This window comes from Stenotrophomonas sp. YJH_SMC_123, from assembly GCF_059368215.1.
The window spans coordinates 78,000-99,973 of the sequence record NZ_JCAFRM010000002.1 but is presented as its reverse complement, the minus strand read 5'-3'; the positions used below and the strand labels follow the sequence as shown (position 1 = coordinate 99,973).

The 21,974-nt window shown below is 66.4% G+C and carries 18 protein-coding genes; 8 read left to right on the top strand and 10 right to left on the bottom strand.

Annotation, left to right across the window (positions count from 1 at the left end):
• Positions 1 to 57 precede the first annotated feature (57 nt).
• Positions 58 to 2,925: an aminomethyl-transferring glycine dehydrogenase gene (gene gcvP, locus AC5P5W_RS05315; protein WP_032960028.1), complete on the top strand. Its 2,868-nt coding sequence runs from the start codon at positions 58 to 60 to the stop codon at positions 2,923 to 2,925.
• Between the two features lie 91 nt (positions 2,926 to 3,016).
• Here the strand turns inward: gcvP and AC5P5W_RS05310 are convergent, their stop codons facing one another.
• The 3 genes from AC5P5W_RS05310 to AC5P5W_RS05300 form a co-directional block, all read right to left on the bottom strand.
• Entirely contained in the window at positions 3,017 to 3,427 is a 411-nt protein-coding gene (locus AC5P5W_RS05310) for a VOC family protein (protein WP_197574709.1), read from the bottom strand.
• 138 nt (positions 3,428 to 3,565) lie between these two features.
• The gene (locus tag AC5P5W_RS05305; RefSeq protein WP_423179848.1) at positions 3,566 to 4,933 is read right to left on the bottom strand and encodes an amino acid permease; all 1,368 of its coding nucleotides are present in this window, start codon (positions 4,931 to 4,933) and stop codon (positions 3,566 to 3,568) included.
• An 82-nt stretch (positions 4,934 to 5,015) separates the two neighbouring features.
• Positions 5,016 to 5,738, bottom strand: coding sequence for an AraC family transcriptional regulator (locus AC5P5W_RS05300; protein WP_014038112.1), 723 nt, complete (start codon positions 5,736 to 5,738; stop codon positions 5,016 to 5,018).
• A 114-nt stretch (positions 5,739 to 5,852) separates the two neighbouring features.
• Between AC5P5W_RS05300 and AC5P5W_RS05295 the strand changes: the two genes are divergently transcribed.
• Positions 5,853 to 7,943, top strand: coding sequence for a catalase (locus tag AC5P5W_RS05295; protein ID WP_049441934.1), 2,091 nt, complete (start codon positions 5,853 to 5,855; stop codon positions 7,941 to 7,943).
• Between the two features lie 22 nt (positions 7,944 to 7,965).
• Positions 7,966 to 8,454 carry a hypothetical protein gene (locus tag AC5P5W_RS05290; protein WP_014648023.1) on the top strand — a complete coding sequence of 163 codons (489 nt, stop codon included), beginning with the start codon at positions 7,966 to 7,968 and terminating at the stop codon, positions 8,452 to 8,454.
• 8 nt (positions 8,455 to 8,462) lie between these two features.
• On the opposite strand, the gene AC5P5W_RS05285 is transcribed toward AC5P5W_RS05290, so the two are convergent.
• Positions 8,463 to 9,164 (bottom strand): alpha/beta fold hydrolase, encoded by a 702-nt coding sequence (locus AC5P5W_RS05285; protein WP_032960035.1) that lies wholly within the window; start codon positions 9,162 to 9,164, stop codon positions 8,463 to 8,465.
• A 133-nt stretch (positions 9,165 to 9,297) separates the two neighbouring features.
• Here AC5P5W_RS05285 and AC5P5W_RS05280 point away from each other — a divergent pair, with 133 nt between their 5' ends.
• Positions 9,298 to 9,585 carry a hypothetical protein gene (locus tag AC5P5W_RS05280; protein WP_032960023.1) on the top strand — a complete coding sequence of 96 codons (288 nt, stop codon included), beginning with the start codon at positions 9,298 to 9,300 and terminating at the stop codon, positions 9,583 to 9,585.
• Between the two features lie 86 nt (positions 9,586 to 9,671).
• On the opposite strand, the gene AC5P5W_RS05275 is transcribed toward AC5P5W_RS05280, so the two are convergent.
• Positions 9,672 to 11,795 (bottom strand): methyl-accepting chemotaxis protein, encoded by a 2,124-nt coding sequence (locus AC5P5W_RS05275; protein ID WP_014648026.1) that lies wholly within the window; start codon positions 11,793 to 11,795, stop codon positions 9,672 to 9,674.
• A 233-nt stretch (positions 11,796 to 12,028) separates the two neighbouring features.
• Between AC5P5W_RS05275 and AC5P5W_RS05270 the strand changes: the two genes are divergently transcribed.
• From AC5P5W_RS05270 to AC5P5W_RS05260, 3 genes are all read left to right on the top strand, one after another.
• Positions 12,029 to 14,032, top strand: a complete 2,004-nt coding sequence (locus AC5P5W_RS05270; protein ID WP_049441936.1) for a CARDB domain-containing protein — start codon at positions 12,029 to 12,031, stop codon at positions 14,030 to 14,032.
• A 170-nt stretch (positions 14,033 to 14,202) separates the two neighbouring features.
• A complete protein-coding gene (locus AC5P5W_RS05265) occupies positions 14,203 to 15,165 on the top strand; it encodes a L,D-transpeptidase family protein (protein WP_414612112.1) in 963 nt (320 codons plus the stop codon).
• 4 nt (positions 15,166 to 15,169) lie between these two features.
• On the top strand, positions 15,170 to 15,847 hold the full coding sequence (locus tag AC5P5W_RS05260; protein ID WP_049441937.1) for a M23 family metallopeptidase: 678 nt from the start codon (positions 15,170 to 15,172) through the stop codon (positions 15,845 to 15,847).
• On the opposite strand, the gene AC5P5W_RS05255 is transcribed toward AC5P5W_RS05260, so the two are convergent.
• From AC5P5W_RS05255 to hflK, 5 genes are all read right to left on the bottom strand, one after another.
• Positions 15,777 to 16,439 (bottom strand): hypothetical protein, encoded by a 663-nt coding sequence (locus AC5P5W_RS05255; RefSeq protein ID WP_049407584.1) that lies wholly within the window; start codon positions 16,437 to 16,439, stop codon positions 15,777 to 15,779. The genes AC5P5W_RS05260 and AC5P5W_RS05255 overlap by 71 nt on opposite strands.
• A 116-nt stretch (positions 16,440 to 16,555) precedes the next feature.
• Entirely contained in the window at positions 16,556 to 17,848 is a 1,293-nt protein-coding gene (locus tag AC5P5W_RS05250; protein ID WP_049441939.1) for an adenylosuccinate synthase, read from the bottom strand.
• Between the two features lie 695 nt (positions 17,849 to 18,543).
• Positions 18,544 to 18,729: a DUF2065 domain-containing protein gene (locus AC5P5W_RS05245; RefSeq protein ID WP_005414170.1), complete on the bottom strand. Its 186-nt coding sequence runs from the start codon at positions 18,727 to 18,729 to the stop codon at positions 18,544 to 18,546.
• A gap of 65 nt (positions 18,730 to 18,794) precedes the next feature.
• The gene (hflC, locus tag AC5P5W_RS05240; RefSeq protein WP_014648031.1) at positions 18,795 to 19,658 is read right to left on the bottom strand and encodes a protease modulator HflC; all 864 of its coding nucleotides are present in this window, start codon (positions 19,656 to 19,658) and stop codon (positions 18,795 to 18,797) included.
• Positions 19,655 to 20,788 (bottom strand): FtsH protease activity modulator HflK, encoded by a 1,134-nt coding sequence (gene hflK, locus AC5P5W_RS05235; RefSeq protein WP_005418335.1) that lies wholly within the window; start codon positions 20,786 to 20,788, stop codon positions 19,655 to 19,657. Before hflK ends, hflC begins: the two co-directional genes overlap by 4 nt.
• A 153-nt stretch (positions 20,789 to 20,941) precedes the next feature.
• Here hflK and AC5P5W_RS05230 point away from each other — a divergent pair, with 153 nt between their 5' ends.
• Positions 20,942 to 21,937, top strand: coding sequence for a YhdH/YhfP family quinone oxidoreductase (locus AC5P5W_RS05230; protein WP_049441256.1), 996 nt, complete (start codon positions 20,942 to 20,944; stop codon positions 21,935 to 21,937).
• Positions 21,938 to 21,974 lie beyond the last annotated feature (37 nt).

The window sequence follows — 21,974 nt, the reverse complement described above, 5'->3', positions numbered from 1 at the left end:
ACCGCCGACCGGCGGCTTGTGCCCGTGCGTGTGCCCTTTCCTGACGGATCCTTCGCCATGTCCCAGAACACCCCTTCCCTGCGTGAGCTCGAGCACCACAATGCGTTCGTCGAGCGCCACATCGGCCCCAACGATGCCGAGATCGCGCAGATGCTCGACGTCGTCGGCCACGCGTCGCTGGATGCGATGACCGATGCCATCGTACCGGCCAAGATCAAGTCGCCGGCGCCGCTGGCACTGCCGGAATCGATGACCGAAGTGCAGGCACTGGCGAAGATCCGTGCGATCGCCGACAAGAACACCGTGCTGCGCAGCTTCATCGGCCAGGGCTACTACGGTACCCACACGCCGAACGTGATCCTGCGCAACATCCTGGAAAACCCGGCCTGGTACACCGCCTACACCCCGTACCAGGCCGAGATCTCGCAGGGCCGCATGGAAGCGCTGATCAACTTCCAGACCCTGTGCGCCGACCTCACCGGCATGGAAATCGCCAACGCCTCGCTGCTGGACGAAGCCACCGCCGCAGCTGAAGCGATGACCCTGGCCAAGCGTTCGGCCAAGTCGAAGTCGGACACCTTCTTCGTGCACGACGCCGTGCACCCGCAGACCCTGGAACTGCTGCGTACCCGCGCCGAGCCCATGGGCATCGTGCTGCGCGTCGGCACCCCGGCCGAGGCACTGGAAGCAGAAGCCTTCGGCCTGCTGCTGCAGTACCCGGACACCTTCGGCCAGATCGGCGACTACAAGGCGCTGGTCGAGGCCGTGCACGCGCGCGGCGGCCTGGTGGCCGTGGCCACCGACCTGCTGGCGCTGACCCTGCTGGCCGCCCCGGGCGAATGGGGTGCGGACATCGTGGTCGGCAACAGCCAGCGTTTCGGCGTGCCGTTCGGCTTCGGCGGGCCGCACGCCGCATTCATGGCCTGCCGCGACGCCTACAAGCGCTCGATGCCGGGCCGCCTGATCGGCGTCTCGGTCGATGCCCAGGGCAACCCGGCCTACCGCCTGACCCTGCAGACCCGCGAGCAGCACATCCGCCGCGAGAAGGCCACCTCCAACATCTGTACCGCACAGGTGCTGCTGGCGGTGATGGCCTCGATGTATGCCGTGTACCACGGCCCGGAAGGCCTGACCCGCATCGCCCGGCGCACCCACCGCCTGGCCTCGATCCTGGCCGCCGCGCTGCGCGAGGCCGGCGTGCAGGTCGGTGGCGACTTCTTCGACACCCTGCATGTCACCGGCGTGCACGCCGATGAGATTCACGCCAAGGCCCGCGCCGCCGGTTACAACCTGCGTGCGATCGACAGCGACTCGGTCGGCATCAGCCTGGACGAGACCGCCACCCGCGCCGACGTGGTCGCACTGGCCGCCGTGTTCGGTGCGCAGGCCGACGTCGACGCGCTGGATGCCAGCACCGCCGATGCGCTGCCGGCCGGCCTGCTGCGCCAGTCCGCATTCCTGACCCATCCGGTGTTCAACACCCACCACAGCGAGCACGAACTGCTGCGCTACCTGCGCTCGCTGGCCGACAAGGACCTGGCGATGGACCGCACGATGATCCCGCTGGGCTCGTGCACCATGAAGCTCAACGCCACCGCCGAGATGATCCCGGTGACCTGGCCGGAGTTCTCGCAGATCCACCCGCTGGTGCCGGCCGACCAGGCGCTGGGCTACAAGGAACTCATCGACACGCTGGAAGCGATGCTGGTGGAATGCACCGGCTATGACGCGGTCAGCCTGCAGCCGAACTCCGGCGCGCAGGGCGAGTACGCCGGCCTGCTGGCGATCCGCGCCTACCACCGCTCGCGCGGCGAAGGCCACCGCGACATCTGCCTGATCCCGGATTCGGCGCACGGCACCAACCCGGCCTCGGCGCAGATGTGCGGCATGAAGGTGGTGGTGACCAAGACCGATGCCAACGGCAACGTCGACGTCGAGGACATCCGCCTCAACGCCGAGAAGTACAGCGACCGCCTGGCCGCGATCATGATGACCTACCCGTCCACGCACGGCGTGTTCGAGGAAGAGGTGGTGGAGATCTGCGAGATCATCCACAAGCACGGCGGCCAGGTGTACACCGACGGTGCCAACATGAATGCCCTGGTCGGCGTGGCCAAGCCGGGCAAGTGGGGGTCGGACGTTTCGCACCTGAACCTGCACAAGACCTTCTGCATCCCGCACGGCGGTGGCGGCCCGGGCGTCGGCCCGTGCGCGGTCAAGGAGCACCTGGCCCCGTTCCTGCCGGGCAAGCTGGGTGACAACGGCCCGGTCGGCATGGTCAGCGCGGCCAGCTTCGGCAGCGCCTCGATCCTGCCGATCAGCTGGATGTACATCGCGATGATGGGCCGCGACGGCCTGCGCAAGGCCACCCAGGTCGCGCAGCTCAACGCCAACTACATCGCCAAGCGCCTGGCCCCGCACTTCAAGACCCTGTACACCGGCCGCAACGGCCTGGTGGCGCACGAGTGCATCCTGGACGTGCGCCCGCTGGAGAAGACCAGCGGCATCGGTGCCGAGGACGTGGCCAAGCGCCTGATCGACTTCGGCTTCCATGCCCCGACCCTGAGCTTCCCGGTGGCCGGCACGCTGATGGTGGAGCCGACCGAAAGCGAATCGCTGCACGAACTGGATCGCTTCATCAACGCGATGATCCAGATCCGCGAGGAGATCACCGCGATCGAAGACGGCCGCCTCGACCGCGAGGACAACCCGCTGAAGAACGCGCCGCACACTGCCACCGCAGTGACCGCCAGCGAGTGGACCCACGCCTACCCGCGTGAACTGGCCGCCTTCCCGCTGGCCAGCCTGAAGCAGAGCAAATACTGGCCGCCGGTGGCGCGTGTCGACAACGTGTACGGCGACAAGAACGTGATGTGCGCCTGCATCCCGGTCGATGCCTACAAGGATGATGAAGTCGAGGCGTGATTCCTCACTGCATCGGTAAAGAAAACGGCCCGCGCAAGCGGGCCGTTTTCATGGGGCGTGTGGACCAAGGCCCACACCCACAAGCATCCGATCACGGGTCCGGCATCTGCCCCAGGCTCAACTGCCACGACACGCCAAAGCGGTCCTGCACCCAGCCGTAGCGATTGCTGAAGTCATAGTCGCCCACCGGCATCAACCAATGGCCGCCCTCACCCAGCACGCGTGCCGCGCGCTCGAACTGCTCGGCACCGGAACACTCGACGAACAGCGAGATCGACGGCGAGAAGGTGAAATCGTGCACGTCCAGGCTGTCGAAGCACAGGTAGTGGGTGCCACCGAGCAGGAAGATGGCCTGGCGGACCTGCCCCGGCACGCCGGCGCCGGCCCCCTCGGGATGGCGTTGCAGGCCCAGCAGCCGGAAATCGGCAAAGGCTTCGGCGTACAGGGCCAGCGCGGCCTCGGCCTGGCCGGTGAACATCAGGAAGGGACGGCTGCGCAGCATGCGGTACTCCTGGTCGACGGGCCGATGACGGCCTGCCTGCACAGTGCCACGCGGAGTGTGTGCCTGTTGTAGAGCCGAGCCCATGCTCGGCTGGCGATCGCGCAAACAGCAGCCGACCGCAGGGTCGGCTCTACAGAATCACGCTCGGCGCATGCGCCGCGCGATGGCACTGCTGGCGGCGATCGTGGCGGTCAACGCCACCATCGACAGGAACTGCAGGCGGGTGTGCGACTCACTCAGCAGCAGGCCGAAGATCAGCGCAAGGATCGCCAGTGCACAGCAGGTCAGCCACGGGAAACCGGCCATGCGGAACGGCAGTCGGGTACCCAGACGATCCGCGCGACGACGCAGCACCAGCTGCGAGACCAGCGACAGCGTCCACACCAGCAGGCAGGTGGAACCGACGATGTTCAGCAGCACCGGCAGCACCCGGTCCGGGAACAGCAGTTCCATCACCGTGGCGGCAAAGCCGAACAGCACGCTGGCCAGCACGGCGATCACCGGCACCTGGCGCGGGTCGGTCCAGCCAAGCACGGCCGGCGCTTCGCGACGCTGCGCCAGCGAATACATCATGCGCGAGGCGCCGTAGAGGTTGGCATTGAGCGCCGACAGCAGCGCGATCACGGCGATCAGCGTGATGGCGGTACCAGCGCCCGGGATGCGGGCGATGTCCAGCACGGCGGCGAACGGCGACTTCAGCGCCTCGCTGGTCCACGGCACCACGGCGATGATCACGCTCAGCGAGCCGATGTAGAACACCAGGATGCGCCAGGCCACGGTGCGGATGGCACGGGCAATGCTGCGCTCGGGGTCTTCGGTTTCGGCCGCCGCCACGGCCACGATCTCGGTGCCGCCGAAGGCGAACACCACCACCAGCAGCGCCGCGCCGATCCCGGCCAGGCCCTTCGGCGCAAAACCACCGTGTTCGGTGAAGTTGCTCAGGCCCGGGGAGGTCACCTGCGGCAGCCATCCCATCAGCAGCGCCACGCCAATGGCGATGAACGCCAGGATCGCCGCGACTTTGAGGATGGCGAACCAGAATTCGAACTCGCCGAAGTTCTTCACTCCGAGCAGGTTGATCGCGGTGAAGAACAGCATGAACGCCAACGCCGCCATCGGTACCGGTATCGCCGGCCAGACCGTGGCCAGCAGCCCGGCCGCGCCCACCGCTTCGGCGGCGATCACGATCACCAGCTGCACCCACCACAGCCAGCCCACGGTTGCACCGGCGGTAGCGCCCATGGCGTCGGCTGCATACACCGAGAACGCGCCGCTGGTGGGCTTGGCCGCCGCCATCTCGCCCAGCGCGTTCATCACGATGATCACCAGCGCTCCGGCGACCAGATACGACACCAGGACCGCCGGACCGGCCGCCTGCACACCCACGCCCGAGCCGAGGAACAGCCCGGCGCCGATGGCGCTGCCCAGGCCCATCATGATCAGCTGGCGGGGCTTGAGCGAATGTCCGAGGCGGGACGGCGAAGCGGTCGGAATCGAGTTGGGCATCGGCGGGGCTGGCGGCGGGCTACAGGGGCGACACCTTACCCTGTCCCGTGCCCACGGGGATAGGCACAGCGCAGCAGGCCGCTCAGGCCAGCGCCGGCTCGCCGACGTTCCCACCGATACGGGCACGATAGGCACGCGGCGAGAAACCGGTTTCAGCCTTGAACTTGCGGGTGAAGGCACTCTGGTCGCTGAAACCGCAGGCCTGGCCGATGCAGGCGATGCTGTCGTCGCCATGCAGCAGATGCATGGCCATCTGGATCCGCAGCCGGGTCAGCACCTGCTGCGGGGTCATCTGGAACACCTTGCGGAAGCTGCGCTCCAGCTTGGACAGCGAAAAGCCGGTGATGTCCAGCAGGGTCTGCATGCGCACGTTCTCGGCGTAGTGCGCGTTGAGGTGGGCCAGCGCCAGCCGCAGCTGCTCGTACTGGGTGCCGAGGCTGTCCTTCTGGCCAAGGTCGCGGGAAATGCCGATCAGGCCCTCGATGGCCCCGTCGACCACCAGCGGGCGCTTGCAGGTCAGGCACCAGCCCGGTTCGCGGTTGGCGAACAGGTGCAGCTCCATCAGGTTCTCGATCACCTCACCGGACAGCACGCGGGCGTCCTGGTCAACGTAGTCCGCACTGAGGCCGGTCGGGTAGATTTCGGCCGCCGTACGCCCGATCACGTCCTTGCGCGCGCGCAGACCCAGCCGCCGCAGCATGGTCTGGTTGACGTGGGTGTAACGCCCCTGGCGGTCCTTGATGAAGAACAGCACATCCGGGATGGCGTCGAACAGGGCTTCGATGTCGGCGGGCTCGACTCGCATGCGGCAAGCATACCCGAGCCTGCTTTTGCCCGTACGTTCACCTTTGCCGGACCGTGGTTTAACGGGGCTGGTTCCAGTGTCGTGGTTCCTTTTGATGATCCGGAGCCAACGTCCATGGCCGCCAGCAAGCCGACCGGCAAGCGCGCAACCGTCCCTGCCGAAAGCCACCGCCGGGGCGATGGCGATGAACTGCACCAGCAGGCCGGGGGCAGCCATCCGGCAATGACCACCGACCAGGGCATTCCGGTGGCGGACAACCAGAACTCCCTGCGGCAGGGACCTCGGGGGCCCACGCTGCTGGAGGACTTCATCCTGCGCGAGAAGATCACCCACTTCGATCACGAACGCATTCCCGAGCGCATCGTGCACGCACGTGGCAGCGCAGCACACGGCTACTTCGAGCTGACCCGATCACTGGCAGCCCATACCCGCGCACGCATCCTGACCGAGGTCGGCGTGAAGACGCCGGTATTCACCCGCTTCTCGACCGTGGCCGGTGGCGCAGGCTCGGTGGATACCCCGCGCGACGTGCGCGGCTTTGCGGTCAAGTTCTACACCAAGGAGGGCAACTGGGATCTGGTCGGCAACAACATCCCGGTGTTCTTCATCCAGGACGCGATGAAGTTTCCGGACCTGGTGCACGCAGTGAAGATGGAGCCGGACCGCGCCTTCCCGCAGGCCGCGTCGGCCCATGACACGTTCTGGGACTTCATTTCGCTGATGCCCGAATCGATGCACATGATCATGTGGGCGATGAGCGACCGCGCCATCCCGCGTTCGCTGCGGATGATCGAAGGCTTCGGCGTGCACAGCTTCCGCCTGCTGAACGAGGCTGGCGAGTCGACGTTCGTCAAGTTCCACTGGCGGCCCAAGCTGGGCATTCAGTCCACGGTCTGGGACGAAGCGTTGAAACTGCAATCGGCCGACAATGACTTCCATCGCCGCGACCTGTTCGAGGCCATCCAGCGCGGCGACTTTCCCGAATGGGAGCTGGCGGTGCAGCTGTTCACCGAAGAAGACGCCGACGCATTCCCGTTCGACCACCTGGATCCGACCAAGATCATTCCCGAATCGCTGGTGCCGTTGCAGGTGATCGGGCGCATGGTACTGGACCGCTGGCCCGACAACTTCTTCGCAGAGACCGAGCAGGTGGCGTTCTGCCCGGCCAACGTGCCGCCCGGCATCGACTTCAGCAACGACCCGCTGCTGCAGGGCCGCCTGTTCTCCTACCTGGACACCCAGCTGCTGCGCCTGGGCGGCCCGAACTTCCACCAGATCCCGGTGAATGCACCGAAGTGCCCGTTTGCCAATCATCAGCGCGACGGCCACATGCAGATGCAGGTGCCCAAGGGCCGCGTCGCCTACGATCCCAGCTCGCTGCAGGACGACACCCCGCGCGAGACGCCTGCCGGATTCCGCAGCCATGCCAGCGCCGACGATGGCCGCAAGGGCCGCACCCGCGCGGAGAGTTTCGCCGACCACTACAGCCAGGCCCGGATGTTCTTCCGCAGCCTGGAAAAGCCGGAGCAGGCGCACCTGGCATCGGCGCTGGTGTTCGAGTTGTCCAAGGTGGAAACGCTGAAGGTGCGGGTGCGCACCGTCAGCCACCTGCGCAACATCGATGACGCGCTGGCGCAGCGCGTGGCCGATGGCCTGGCCCTGCCTGCGCTGCCCGACCCGGCCCCAACCGCCACGCCGGTGCGGGACATGCCGCCCGCTCCCGAGGTGCGCGTGATCGGGCGTAACAAGCCGACCCTGCAGGGTCGCTGCATCGGCATCCTGTTCGACGAAGGCTCCGACGCGCGCGTGATTGCCAGCCTGAGCAAGGCCGCCCGGAAGGCAGGTGCAGACGTGAAGCTGGTCGCGCCAAAAGTGGGAGGCGCCACGCTGAGCGATGGCGCATTGCAGGCGGCAGATGGGCAGCTGGCGGGCACCCCGTCAGCCGTGTTCGATGCAGTAGCCGTGGTGCTCAGCCTTGAAGCCGCGAAGGCCTTGTCGAAAGAGAGTGCAGCCGTCGAATTCGTCAGCCAGGCGTGGGCACACCTGAAGGCCATCGCCAGCGACGCGGGCGGCCAGGTGCTGCTGAAGGCGGCGCGCGTCGGCAACGACCCCGGCATCGTCGAAGCAGAAGACGCCAAGGCATTCCTGGCGGCGGCCGCCACCCGCCAGTGGGCGCGCGAGCCCAAGCTGCGCCTGCTGGCCTGACCACAACGACAGGAGAATCGTCATGCCCCGTGGTGACAAATCCGCATACACCGAAAAGCAGAAGCGCCAGGCCGAGCACATCGAGGAAAGCGAACGTGATCGCGGCGCGAGTGAAGGCACCGCCGAGCGCATTGCCTGGGCCACCGTGAACAAGCAGGACGGCGGCGGCAAGCGCGCCGGCAGTGCCCGCAAGGGCGCGAAGAAGGCGACCAGCAAGAAGGCTGCCAAGAAGGCGCCTGCCAGGAAATCGGCCACAAAGAAGGCCGCAACCAAGAGGACGGCGGCGAAGAAGGCACCTGCGAAGAAGGCGGTGGCGAAGAAGGCACCGGCTCGCAAGACCGCGACAAAGAAGGCCGCAAAGAAGACGGCGAAGAAGGCAGCGGTAAAGAAGGCGGGTACGGCCGCCGCGCGGAGCGCCGCCGCGAAGAAGGCAGCCAAGACGCGGGCCGCGAAGAAGACCGTGCGCAAGGCGGCGGCGAAGAAAGCCGCGCGCACGCGTGCACGCGGCTGAGTCTTCGATCAGGAGGGGAGCGCCCTCATCCATGCGGCAACTTCGGCTGCGGCTGCCTCGGCACGGGCCTGCAGCAGTAGATGCGGCCCTTCCAGCGACACGTGCCGGGCATCGGGCAACAAGACCTGCAGCTCGGCCACGCTGGGCGGCCACAACAGGTGGTCCTGTCGTGCATGCAGGCATAACGTCGGCAGCGTGAGCTTCGGCAACTGCGCGCGGACATCGATCTGCAGTGTCGCCGCAGCGCGCTGCCGCAGGATCGCGGTCGGTACCGCAGCGATCGCATGCCGCAGCTCGCGAAGGTTCATGCGTGTCCGCCAATGCCCCAGCAGAAGCCGGGCCAGCAACGCCAGCGGCGGCGGTGGCCATGCAGGGGCTAGCAAGCGTGCGCTCGCCGCTGGCAGCGGCACCGGTCGCCGCGCGAAGGTCGTACTCAGTATCAATCCGCGCAATCCCGGCGGTGAAGCCACCGCCAGTTCGATAGCCAGCGGCCCGGCAAACGATTCAGCCAGCAGCACAAAGGGAGAGATGGGAAGCTGCGGGCGCAGGATCGACGCCAATGTAACGTAGTCCTGTGGCCCGTGCATGGGCAGCGGCAGCACCTGCACGGTAACCCCCTGGTCCTGCATCGCTTCCACGAAGCATGTCGACAGCAGGCCGCTGCCATCCAGCCCGGGCAGCATCACGATCGGGAGCATCACGGCGTTCATCACATTGCTCACTTCTCAGGTCCCTTCGTACGACTCGCTGCCGCGCAGCTTCGCTTATCGGCTCGACCCAGGGAAGTGCACGCCGCTGGTCGCGGCGCTACCCTGATGGCCCCGGACAGACGAGGAAGGCGGCATGCGCAAGCCACGCTGGCTCAGCTGGACCGGCATTGCCCTATGCGCGCTCTATCTCGCGCTTACCACTTGGCTGGTGCTCGATGCCCGGTCCAACAGCGACCCCAAGAGCGCCTACATCCTCATGCAACTGCCGGTGATGCTGCAGACCGCAGCACTCAACGTCATCGGCGTGGGACGCTGGCTTTCCGGAATGACCTGGATCACCGTCTACCTTCTGGTGATTCCTCCCACGCTTGGCGTGCTGTACGTGCTTGGGGCCATGCTCGGCAGCGTCCTGGAGCAATGAGGGCGATCCTCCCTGCTGCCTGAGCGGGCAATGCAAATACGGCCGCTCAAGGCGGCCGTATTCCTGTCACGGGGTCAGCAGCCTGCTCAGGCTGCACGGCGCGGCACGGCCGAAGCCACTGCGCCTTCCACCTTGAATACCGCTACCGACGTGGTCAGCGCATGCGCCTGTTCTTCCAGCGCGCGGCTCGCCGCAGTGGCTTCTTCCACCAGGGCCGCGTTCTGCTGCGTCACCTGGTCCATCTGCACCACCACCTGGTTGACCTGCTCGATGCCGGCGGCCTGTTCCTTGCTGGCCGCTGCGATGTCGCTCATCAGCTGGGTGGTGCGCGAACTGGCCTGGGCGACGCGTGCGATCGCTGCTTCCGATTCAACGGTCACCGCCAGGCCACTCTTCACCTTGGCAGCGGCGTCTTCGATCAGCTCCTTGATTTCCTTGGCCGCGACGCCGGCGCGCTGCGCGAGCGTGCGTACTTCGCTGGCGACCACGGCAAAACCACGGCCCTGCTCGCCCGCGCGCGCGGCTTCCACCGCAGCGTTCAGCGCCAGGATGTTGGTCTGGAACGCGATGCCGTCGATAACGGTGGAGATTTCCGAGATGCGTGCCGAGGACTGATCGATCTCACCCATCACCGAGGCCATCTGCGCCATCGCCTGCTCGGTCTCGCGTACGGCGGCACCGGCGGCATGCGCTTCGCTGTCGGCCTGACGCGCCAGCTCGGCGTTCTGGCGCACGGTGGAGGTCAGCTCCTCCATCGACGCGGCAGCTTCCTCCAGGTTGGCCGCCTGCTGCTCCGTGCGGCGCGACAGGTCGTTGTTGCCGGCGGCCAGTTCCTGGGCCGCGTTGTTGATGCTGTCGGCAGCCACCTGGATGCCCCGCACAATGCCCGTCAGCTGCGCGGTGGTGGTATTGGCGTCGTCGCGCATGCGCGCGAACACGCCGTCGTACTCACCGTCCATGCGTGCGGTCAGGTCACCGTGCGAGATCGCGCGCAGCACGTCGGAAACATCGGCAATGCTGGCCTGCGAACTGGCCATCATGCCGTTGAGGTGTTCGACCATCGCCTTGAACTGGTACTGGAACGCAGCAGCATCGCCACGCATGCTGAAGTCGCCGGCGCGAGCCGCACGGGCCAGTTCATCGATCTGCGCGTTGATCGCCATCAGGCTCTGCTTTACCGCGGCCAGAGTGCGGGTCAGCGTGCCCTTCTCGCCCGGGTAGTCCGGCAGGTCACGGCTGAGGTCGCCGATCGCGTAACGCTGCATCACTTCGGCCATCAGCAGCTCCACCTGCACGTGCGATTCGACCAGGCTGTTGGTGGCCTGCACCATGCGGCCGAAATCACCGGGGAAGGCACTGTCGTCCATGCGATAGCGGATCGCACCCGCTTCGTGCTGCTCAGCCATCTGCAGCTGCGCGCCGATCGCCGCCTGCACGCTCTGCCGCACACTGGCCATGGCCTCGCCCAGCTGGGTCAGTTCATCCCGGCCACCGAGGCGGAACTCCTGGTCCAGCTGGCCCTTGGACAGCCGCTCGGCCAGGTTCACCGCGCGCGCCAGCGGGCCGGTCAGGCTGCGGCCGATCATCACCGAGGCGCCGATGCCGGCAAGCAGCGCGACGCCGCCCAGCACCAGCAGCTGCAGCAGGCTGCGTTCGCCCAGGCGGATCGCTTCGGCGGCAGCTTCACGGCTTTCCTTCTCCTCGAAGTCCACGCCATCGGACAGCGCCTTGTTCCAGCCGTTGGCCGCTTCCTGCACCGGGCCCAGCGTCAGCGCCACGGCGCCAGGGTAATCACCCTGCTCCATCAGTTCGCTGGTCTGCTTGTTGAGCGGGCGCGCAACGGCACGCTTGGCCGCGATGGTTTCCGCGATGGTCTTGCCCTGGGCATCGCTGGGCAGCGCCTGGTAGGCGGTCCAGCTGGCCTCATAGCGCTTGACCAGGTCGGCGATGCGCTTCTCGTCGCTGCCGCGGTCTTCGCCCTGACGGATCAGCATTTCGCGGCGTACGACCATCATCTGGTTGTTGGCATCGAGCATCTGCGACAGCAGGCGCACCTTGGCCACGCTGACGTCGACCACCTGCTGCATCGCGCGCTTCTGCACGACACTGGCAGTGGCGCCGGTGGCCACCACGGCGGCGACCAGCAGCAGCAACAGGCCAAAGCCCAGCCCAAGACGCCAGGCAACCCTGACGTTCCTCAAGTAGTTCATGGGGGTATCCAATACGGGGGGATGTGGCCTTATCGGCGGCCTCATGCTGGGTCTTGACCCGTAAATTCTGAACGCTTCGGGCGCGGTTCACGTTTGCATCGCCATTGCCAGCAACGAATGCGCAGCATCTCCGTAGGCGGTCTGATCCACGCAGTTGTTGCCGTTATGCTGGGCCACCGCTGATCTGCAAGATGCCAGACCTCGGCCACCCTCGCCATCGTACAAGGACGACCATGAGGCATTATCTCAGTGCACTTCCGCTCCTGCTTGCCTGCATGACAAGCCCACAGTCCGCGCACGCCCAGGACGCATACACCGGAAGCAACTTCAAGTTCCTCTACGCGTACAACATCATCGGCAATGCTGACCCCGCAGTCCGCTCCCAGCTGACCGAGCTGCACAATGCCGGCGCGAATGTGATTCCCGTGACAGGATGGAATACGGGTGAACTCAGCTCCCGTTTGCAGGCGCTGCGGCAGGACCCGCTGTTATCCAGATTCAAAGTGCTGCTCCAGTTCAACGGACCCGTTCACGACGCCTGGTACGCAGATCCCGGCAGTGCCTGCTCTCCTGGCAACGAGCGTCTACCAGACTGGCTTCAACAGGAGCTTGACGCTGTTGCTGCACTTGCCCTGCAGAACTCAGACATCGTAGTTGGTTACTACACTTTTGACGAACCAGCTCTGCCACAGACACCACAGAACCTTGGTATCTGCAAGCGCTTCCAGGAACTGGTCTACGAAAGGCTTCGGCAAGCGGATCCCGATGCATCCGCGCGCCCGGTGATCATCGCCAATCTGATGGGCACGTTGAGCGATGTCCAGATCCAGTACGCAATGAGCCCACACGCACAGGATGTCGTCTTCGTTGACCAGTATCAGAACACCGTCAACGAACAGGTCGCTCAGTACCAGAAATGGAAACGGCACGGATTGCTGGGAGGTGGAATGGTTCCGGTCCTTCCTGCTTTCAACTACACCAGCTGCAATGACCCCGGACTGCGCACCAGCTTCCGGGTGAAACTCGAAGCTTCATTGCAAGCCGTGTATGGAGCGGACCGCCCTCGCAACCTAGGCAGCGCCTACTTTGCGTTCTGGCCGGGTGCACGCCCTGATTTTCAGTTCGACGGGCAGAACTGCCCTGCCATCTTCAACTCAATGATCGATGACCTCACGCATCAACCGGACCTTCAGGTCACGCGGATCGACACGATTCCAAGCCAGTTCCGGGCAGGGGAGCCAGTCCGTTTCCGGGCAACCATCCGAAATGCCGGCAATGCTCCGTCTCCCATGAATCACCACAGTGTCCTCGTCCATGAGGAGGGACAGTGTTTCGAGGGAGGATGCCAATGGGGGATCTTGACCATCAGTCTGGCCCCTGGTCAACAGGCCACCATAGATCTGAACCAGGGACCCAGCTGGACACCTTCGGCAGGGCTGCATGCGATGACCGTGTTCGCTGATGACGCGGACCGCATCAAGGAACTCGACGAACACAACAACGAGTTGACCCGGGAAATCATGGTGGGGGATCTGCCCGATCTGCAGCCATACCTGATCGAAACGATTCCAGCCAGTTTCAAGCCAGGCGATGCAGTGACATTCCGCACGGCAGTAACCAACCGCGGATCAATGCCCGCACCTGCGGGTTGGCTCGGAGCGGTCTATCTGGTAAACGGCGCGTGCCCAGCCAGTGGCTGCCCCTGGAGTGGCCTGACAACGGCCTTGGCGCCGGGCGAATCCGTATGGTTGAGCCCCGCAGGCCCCGTTTGGCCAGCCGCGGGTGGCCAGCAACAGATCACCTCCATTGTTGACGACCAAGGGCTGATCCAGGAGTCGAATGAGGGCAACAACCAGCTGGCTCGAATCATCCAGGTCTCGGACAAGCCAGACCTTCGGATCACCAGCGCCCATTCACAGCCGCTGCGTCCGAAATCCGGCGATGCAACCTCGTTCACCGCAACCATCGAGAATGTCGGCTCGGTCGCCGCCAGCGCGCCTTGGATTGGGCTGATGGCCATGAAGAACGGGCAGTGTTTCATTGAAGGTTGCGTGTGGGGCGGCCTCCAGAACTACACCCTGGCACCCGGCGCCAGCGTCAATGTCAGGACTTACAACGACGTCTGGCGCCCGACCCCAGGGGTGCACTCCATCCAGCTGCTGGTTGACGATCAGAACACCGTGAGCGAGTCACGGGAGGACAACAACAGCATCGACATCATGGTTACTGTGGATTGAACATCAGGGCAGGCGGCGACGGATCCGTGGTCGCCTGCCCTCGTTGCTTTCCATGTGCAGACGCGGCCCCACAAGGGATGGTCACGTTGGCACCACTCATCCCGGCGTCAGATTCTTTTCACATCAGTCCTGCATTGCGCACAGGCATGGTAGTTCCGTGAATGCCGGAGATGCCCATGCGTGTACCCCATCCTGTACTGTTCGTCCTGTCGCTACTGATATCACCCGCCTTCGCGCAGTCCCCTGCGCCCAACCTGCCCGCCCCCATTGCCGAGAAGGCCGGCCCGGACGCCGCAGTGCGCTCCGCCCTGCACGCCCAGGTGCTGCTGGATCGCGCGAATTTCTCGCCTGGCCAGATCGATGGCGAAGTGGGCAGCAACCAGCGACGCGCGGTGGCGGGCTTCCAGGCCGCGCATGGGCTGACCGTGACGGGTGAGCTGGACGACGCCACCTGGAAGGCTCTGCAGGCTGATACGGTGGGGCCGCTGGCCAGCTACACGCTGACTGCCGAGGATGTCGCCGGCCCGTTCCAGCCCATACCGAAAGGACCTGCCGCACAGGCCAAACTGAAATCGCTGGGTTTCAGCAGTGTGGAAGAAGCCCTGGGCGAGCGCTTCCACGCCTCGCCGGAGTTGCTGAAGGTGCTCAATCCCGGCGTGGATCTGACCAAGGCTGGCAGCCGCATCCAAGTGCCCAACATCGCACCAGCGGCATTGCCGAAGGCGGCGAAGATCGTGGTCGACAAATCCGACTCCACCCTGCAGTTGCTGGATGCGCAGGGCAAGCTGATCGCGCAGGTGCCGGTGTCGTCGGGCAGCCAGCACGACCCGTTGCCGATCGGCGAATGGAAGATCCTGGGCGTGTATCGCGACCCGCCGTTCCACTACAACCCGAAGTTGTTCTGGGATGCGCGCAAGGGCGAAAAGAAGGCGACGCTGCCGCCGGGCCCGAACAATCCGGTCGGCCGGGTCTGGATCGACCTGTCCAAGCCGCACTACGGCCTGCATGGCACGCCCGAACCCAGCCACGTGGGCAAGACCGAATCGCATGGCTGCGTACGCATGACCAACTGGGATGCGGTGCGTGTGGCCGACGCAGTGGATACTTCGGTGCCCGTGGTGATGCAGGAGTAAGCCCATGCGTCTTTCGCAGCTGATCGTATTGGGCGTACTGCTGGGACTGGGGGCAGGTTGGTGGCTGCGTCGCGATGGGAGTGAGCCGGTAGCCGCCTCGCTGCCGGCAGCGCCATCGGCGGTGTCCGCCGCGCCGGTGGTCGAACCAGCGCCACGCGCAACGGCCCCACCCGCCACCACCGCGCCGCCGGCCGCGCAGGCTGCGGATGCACCGTCCGGCCTGCTGCTGCCGGTGCAGGGCATCCTGGCCTCGCAGCTGCGCGATACCTTCACCGATGCACGCAGCGAAGGCCGCGTACACGATGCCATCGACATCCTGGCCGATGCCGGTACTCCGGTACTCGCGGTGGCTGATGGCACGGTGGAAAAACTGTTCGACAGCAAACGCGGCGGGCTGACTATCTACCAGTTCGAGCCCAGCGGACGCTGGTGCTACTACTACGCGCACCTGCAGCGCTATGCCGATGGCCTGGCCGAGAAACAGGCGATCAAGCGCGGGGATGTGATCGGCTACGTCGGCAGCACCGGCAATGCCAGCGCCGAGGCCCCGCACCTGCACTTCGAAGTGCATGTCTTGGGGCCGGAGAAGCAGTGGTGGAAGGGAGAGTCGATCAATCCCTATCCCTTGCTGAAGTCGGCGGCACCGATGCCCGGCGCTGCTGGCGCCGCAACGCCACAGTGAAGACAGTCAACGCAGCCCCCGGAATCAGCAGGAACAGCGCCGCCATCTTCCAGAAAAAGAACGGCCACAGCCAGAGGTAGTCCAGGTCGGTCAGCTTCAGCAGACCCAGCGGCGGCTGCAGCTCGATGTCTGCAGTGCGTCCCGCCAGCGCCGGATCCACCTCCAGCACGGTTACCCGCAGCCATGAGCGGCCGCGTGGCAATGCGTCGCCGCGACCGTAACCAAAGTAGGAGGCCATGAGGCCGCTGGACTCAACCGATACCAGCGCGCGGTCGATGCCCTGCCCGGCCACTCCCCAACGCTCCCCTGCGCGGAAGTCTCCATGTTCGGTGGGAGTCTCGATGCGCAGCAGCACTTCAGGGTCAGCCTCTGTACCGTCCGCGGCATAGCGCAGGCGCAGCCGAAGCTGGTCATCGATGAGGCGGTAGACGGTGATCTGGGCGGTTGCGCCAGGGCGCAGCACCAGCGGCACCGTCTGCGTGCGCGAAGCCAGGGCATTGGCGGCTGCACCCAACACAAGTACCAGGCCGGCCATGCACCACAGGCTCCACGACACCCACAGGGTGACCCGCACTACCGTCCCGCCTTTCACGCTGACATCCTGGTCATCGCGTCGCTTCCCCGCTGGCCTGGCCACACAGTAACGAAAAAGCCCCGCGTGCGCGGGGCTTTTCCTGTCACCAACGCCGGGCATGGCCCGGCGCCACCTCAGGCGAACGGATCCTGCAGGACCATGGTGTGGTCGCGGTCCGGGCCGGTGGAGACGATGCTGATCGGGCAGCCGGCCAGCTCTTCCAGCGAACGCAGGTAGGCGCGTGCGGCCGGCGGCAGATCGTCCCACTGGGTGATGCCGTGGGTGTTCTCGCTCCAGCCCGGGAACTCCAGGTACACCGGGGTGCATTCTTCCCAGCCCTGCGCGTCCAGCGGCGCGTACTCGGTGCGCTTGCCGTTGTATTCGTAGGCGATGCAGACCTTCAGCTTTTCCATGCCGTCCAGCACGTCCAGCTTGGTGATGCACAGGCCGCTGATGCCGTTGATGGCCACGGCGCGCTTCAGCGCGACGATGTCCATCCAGCCACAACGACGCGGACGGCCGGTCGACGCACCGTACTCGGCGCCGCGGTCACGAATGCCCTGGCCGACTTCGTCGTCCAGCTCGGTCGGGAACGGGCCACCGCCTACGCGGGTGGCGTAGGCCTTGGCGATGCCCAGCACGTAGTCGATCGAATCAGCGCCGACGCCGGAACCGGCCAGCGCACCACCGACGGTGGTGTTGGAGCTGGTGACGTACGGGTAGGTGCCGTGGTCGATGTCCAGCAGCGCACCCTGCGCACCTTCGAACAGCACGCGCTTACCCTGCTTGCGCAGGTCGTGCAGGATGCCGGCCACGTCGGACTTCATCGGCTGCACGTATTCGCCGAAGGCCAGCGCTTCGTCGAAGGTCTTCTGGAAGTCGACCGCATCGGTGTTCAGATACTTGGACAGCACGAAGTTGTGGTAATCCAGCGCGGTGCGCAGCAGTTCTTCCAGCTGCTTCGGGTAATGCAGGTCGGCGATGCGGATGCCGCGACGCGCCACCTTGTCTTCGTAGGCCGGGCCGATGCCGCGGCCGGTGGTGCCGATCGCCTTGCCACCGGCTGCGCGCTCGCGCGCCTGGTCCAGGGCGATGTGGTACGGCATGATCAGCGGCGCGGCCGGGGAGATCTTCAGGCGCGAACGCACTTCCACGCCGGAGGCTTCCAGCTCGGCGATTTCCTTCTGCAGCGCGGCCGGCGAGATCACCACGCCGTTGCCGATCAGGCACAGCGCATCGTCACGCAGGATGCCCGACGGGATCAGGTGCAGGACGGTCTTCTTACCGTTGATGACCAGGGTGTGGCCGGCATTGTGGCCGCCCTGGAAGCGCACGACGGCGCCGATTTCCTCAGTGAGCAGATCGACGATCTTGCCCTTGCCTTCATCGCCCCACTGGGCACCCAACACTACGACAGACTGACCCATGACGGGCTCCTCGGTTTGTTGCGGCCATCGGGGCCGCGGACGGGTAAACCGTGGCGGGGCTGGCCAGCACCTGGAGGGCGGCTCCAAACGGGGAGCGGCCGGCGATGGAGGGCCCAGACACGGAAAAAGCCGAACGGGGAGGCCCGTCCGGCTTTTGTGCATTATCCGGGTTTCCGGGGTCCGCTGCCACCTTTCCGACGGACGGCTTCACCGGCCGGTCAGCCGCCCCGCCCGGTCGTGCCGGCCGCTGGCCGGCAATGCCAACCAAGGTTGGCATCTACCAGAGCCTCGCCACGCTGGTGCAGGCCGGTCAGCCGCCCCGCCCGGTCGTGCCGGCCGCTGGCCGGCAATGCCAACCAAGGTTGGCATCTACCAGGGCCTGGCCACGCAGGTGCAGGTCGGTCAGCCGTCCCACCCGGTCGTGCCGGCCGCTGGCCGGCAATGCCAACCAAGGTTGGCAGCTACCAGAGCCTGGCCACGCAGGTGCAGGTCGGTCAGCCGCCCCGCCCGGTCGTGCCGGCCGCTGGCCGGCAATGCCAACCAAGGTTGGCATCTACCAGAGCCTGGCCACGCAGGTGCAGGTCGGTCAGCCGCCCCACCCGGTCGTGCCGGCCGCTGGCCGGCAATGCCAACCAAGGTTGGCAGCTACCAAGGCCAGGCCACGCACGTAGACGCAGGCGGCCGCGCCGGGGCTTCTAGTGCCGCACCCACCACAGCAGGCTCAGGCCGGCCAGCAGCACCAGTCCGCCGAAGCTGCGCAGGGCCGGGCTGGGCAGGTCCAGCAGGCGTTCGGCCATGCGCTTCCAGGCGAACGGCGCGACGAACAGGAACAGGCCTTCCAGCACCGCGACCAGGCAGACGGCGGCGAACAGATCTTTCATCGGAACTCCGGAAAAAGCACGGGGCCCGGCAGTTGGCCGGGCCCCGTGGGGTAATGCCTGCGACCTCAGCGGTCGTTCTTCAGGTACTGCAGGAACGGGTCGTTCTTGTCGAGCACGATCACGCCGTTGCCGTCGGTCATGGAGCCGCGGTACGCCTCCAGGCTACGGTAGAACGCGTAGAACGACGGATCAGCCGAACCGGCCTTGCCGTAGATGCGGGTGGCTTCCGCATCACCTTCACCGCGCAGGCGCTGTGCATCGCGCTCGGCCTCGGCGATCAGCACGGTGCTGTCACGGTCGGCCTGGGCGCGGATGGTCAGCGACTGTTCCTCGCCTTCCGCGCGCAGCTTGGCGGCTTCCTGCTTGCGCTGGGCGCGCATGCGCTCGTACACGTCGTTGATCACCTGGCTGTCGGTGGGCAGGTCCACCTGCTTGATGCGCAGGTCGATCATCTGCATGCCCAGGCCGGCCACGGCCTCGTTGATTCCCTTCAACTGCTCGGCGATCAGCTCACTGCGGTCGCCGGACACCAGCTGCTGCAGGGTGCGCGAGTTGATCTGGTTGCGCAGCGAATCGGTGATGATCGGCGCCAGGCGGGCGTTGGCCACGCGCGGGTCGCCGCCGGTGGCACGGAAGTAGTCACCCACGTTGGAGATGTAGCCGATGGCGAAGAAGTCGACGCTGACGTCCTTCTGCTCGGCGGTGAAGTAGCGCGCCGGCGCGGTGTCGAGCACCTGGAAGCGGCGGTCGAAGACCTTCACCGTTTCCACCACCGGCACCTTGAAGTGCAGGCCTGGCTTGATGTCCGACCGCACCACCTTGCCCAGGTTCAGCACCATGGCGGTCTGGTCCTCACGGACCACATACACCGAGCCGAGCAGGCCCAGCACCACCGCCACGATCACGGCGATCCAGATAGGACTCTTCATCGGCTGCCCTCCTCACGGCCGCTCGGTCGCCCGGTCGGGCGGCCCACCGGCCGGCCCGGATCACGGGAAGCTTCCACCGCTGCGCCCGGCAGCGACGGCATGACCACGTCCGGGTTTGCCACTGCGGCCGGGGCCGACGTGGTGGGACGGGTGTCGCCGGTCATCGGCACGTAGATCAGCTGGCGGCCATCGCCGCCGATCACCTTGCGGTTCTCGCTCAGCACCTGCTGCACGGTCTCCAGCCACAGGCGCTTGCGGGTCACTTCCGGCGCGTCCTTGTACTGGGCCTGCAACAGGCTGAAGCGCTGCGCGTCACCCTCGGCCTTGGACACCACCGCCTGCTTGTAGCCTTCGGCGGTGGTACGGGCGCGCGAGGCCTGGCCTCGGGCTTCCGGCACGACCTTGGCGGCGTAGGCCTGGGCTTCGTTGATCAGGCGTTCCTTGACCTGCTGGGCACCATTGACCTCGTCGAAGGCCGGCTTCACTTCCTCCGGCGGACGGGCGTCCTGCAGGGTCAGGCCGGTCACGGTCAGGCCGGTCTTGAACGCCTTCAGCAGCGCCTGCAGGCGCTCCTCGGCGGCCACGGCCAGCGGGCCACGGTTGTTCAGCACGGCATTGAGGTCGGCGCGGCCGACTTCCTCGCGCACCGCGCTCTGCGCCGACTGCTCCAGCACCTGGTTGGCATCGACCGTGCCGAACAGGTACTGCTGCGGATCGTCGATGCGGTACTGGACGTTCAGCGAGACGTTGACGATGTTCTCGTCACGGGTCAGGACCGGCACCTGGATCGAGAAGGTCTTGATCTCGGTGGCGTTGACCTTGGTGACCGACTCGATCGGCCACGGCAGCTTGAAGTTCGGGCCGGGCTGCAGGATGCGCGAGAACTGGCCGAAGCGCAGGACCACGCCACGCTGCTGCTCACCGATCAGCTGGAAGCTGGAGAACAGCACCAGCAGCACCACGGCCGCCACCACCCAACGCACGATGCCGCCGTCGAACAGGTCCTTCAGCGGCCCGGGCAGTCCGCCCCAGCCACCACCATTGCCACCGCCGCGCGACCCGAACGGCCCGCGTCGATTGTCCTCGGGGCCTTGTCCGCCCTTGTTGCCGCCGGGTGTATTCCAGGCCATGCACGCTCCATCAAGATGTGGGCTGCGGCGCGGGCCCTTCCCGCGGCGCCAGCCGTGAAACCATTACCGATCATACAAGATGGGGCGGATCGGCAGGATCGAAAGGGCGACGACGGGGTAAGGTGGCGTTTTCCTCGAAGTCAGGCAACGCCGATGGCCCCCACCACCCCGTTCACCGCCTTCCGCATCGAAAACGACGACGCCGGCTATCGCAGCGGCCTGACCCGGCTCGGTGTCGACGACCTCAACCCCGGGCAGGTACTGATCCGCGCCCACTGGTCCTCGGTCAACTACAAGGATGCCCTGGCCGGCACCGGCAAGGGGAAGATCCTGCGCCGCTTCCCGCTGGTCGGCGGCATCGACGTGGCCGGCACCGTGGTCGCCAGCACCGACCCGGCCTGGCGTGAAGGCGACGCGGTGCTGGCCACCGGCTGCGGCCTCAGCGAGACCCGTGACGGCGGCTACAGCCAGTATGTGCGGCTGGAGTCGCGTGCGGTGATTGCACAGCCGGCCGGGCTGAGCCCGCGCGAGGCGATGGTGCTGGGCACCGCCGGCTTCACGGCGGCGCTGGCGCTGCTGCGCATGCAGGACAACCGCCAGACCCCGGCGCTCGGCCCGCTGGCGGTCACCGGCGCCAGCGGCGGCGTCGGTGCGCTGGCGCTGTCGATCTTCAGCCGTGCCGGCTACACCGTGCACGCGGTCAGTGGCAAGCCGGACCAGACCGACTTCCTGCGCGACATCGGTGCCAGCGAGGTGCTGCCGCGCGAGGCGCTGGCCGACACCGGCCCGCTGCAGTCGGCGCGCTTCGGCGGGGGCCTGGACAATGCCGGCGGCGCCATGCTCGCCAGCCTGCTGGCGCAGACCGTGCCCTACGGCAGCGTGGTCAGCGCCGGCCTGGCGGCCAGCCCGACGCTGGACATGACGGTGATGCCCTTCATCCTGCGCGGTGTGTCGCTGCTCGGCGTGTCTTCGGCCAATGCGCCGCGCCGGCTGCGCGAAGAGGTGTGGTCGCGCCTGGGCGGTGAGTGGAAGCCGCAGCACCTGGACCGCATCTGCACCGCCGAGGTCGGCCTTGATGGCCTCCGGGCAGTGTTCGAGCGGATGCTGGCGGGTGGATCGCTGGGCCGCACGGTGGTGCGGATCGACTGAACGTCGCAGGCAGGCGACGGACGGCAGGTGCCCCCCT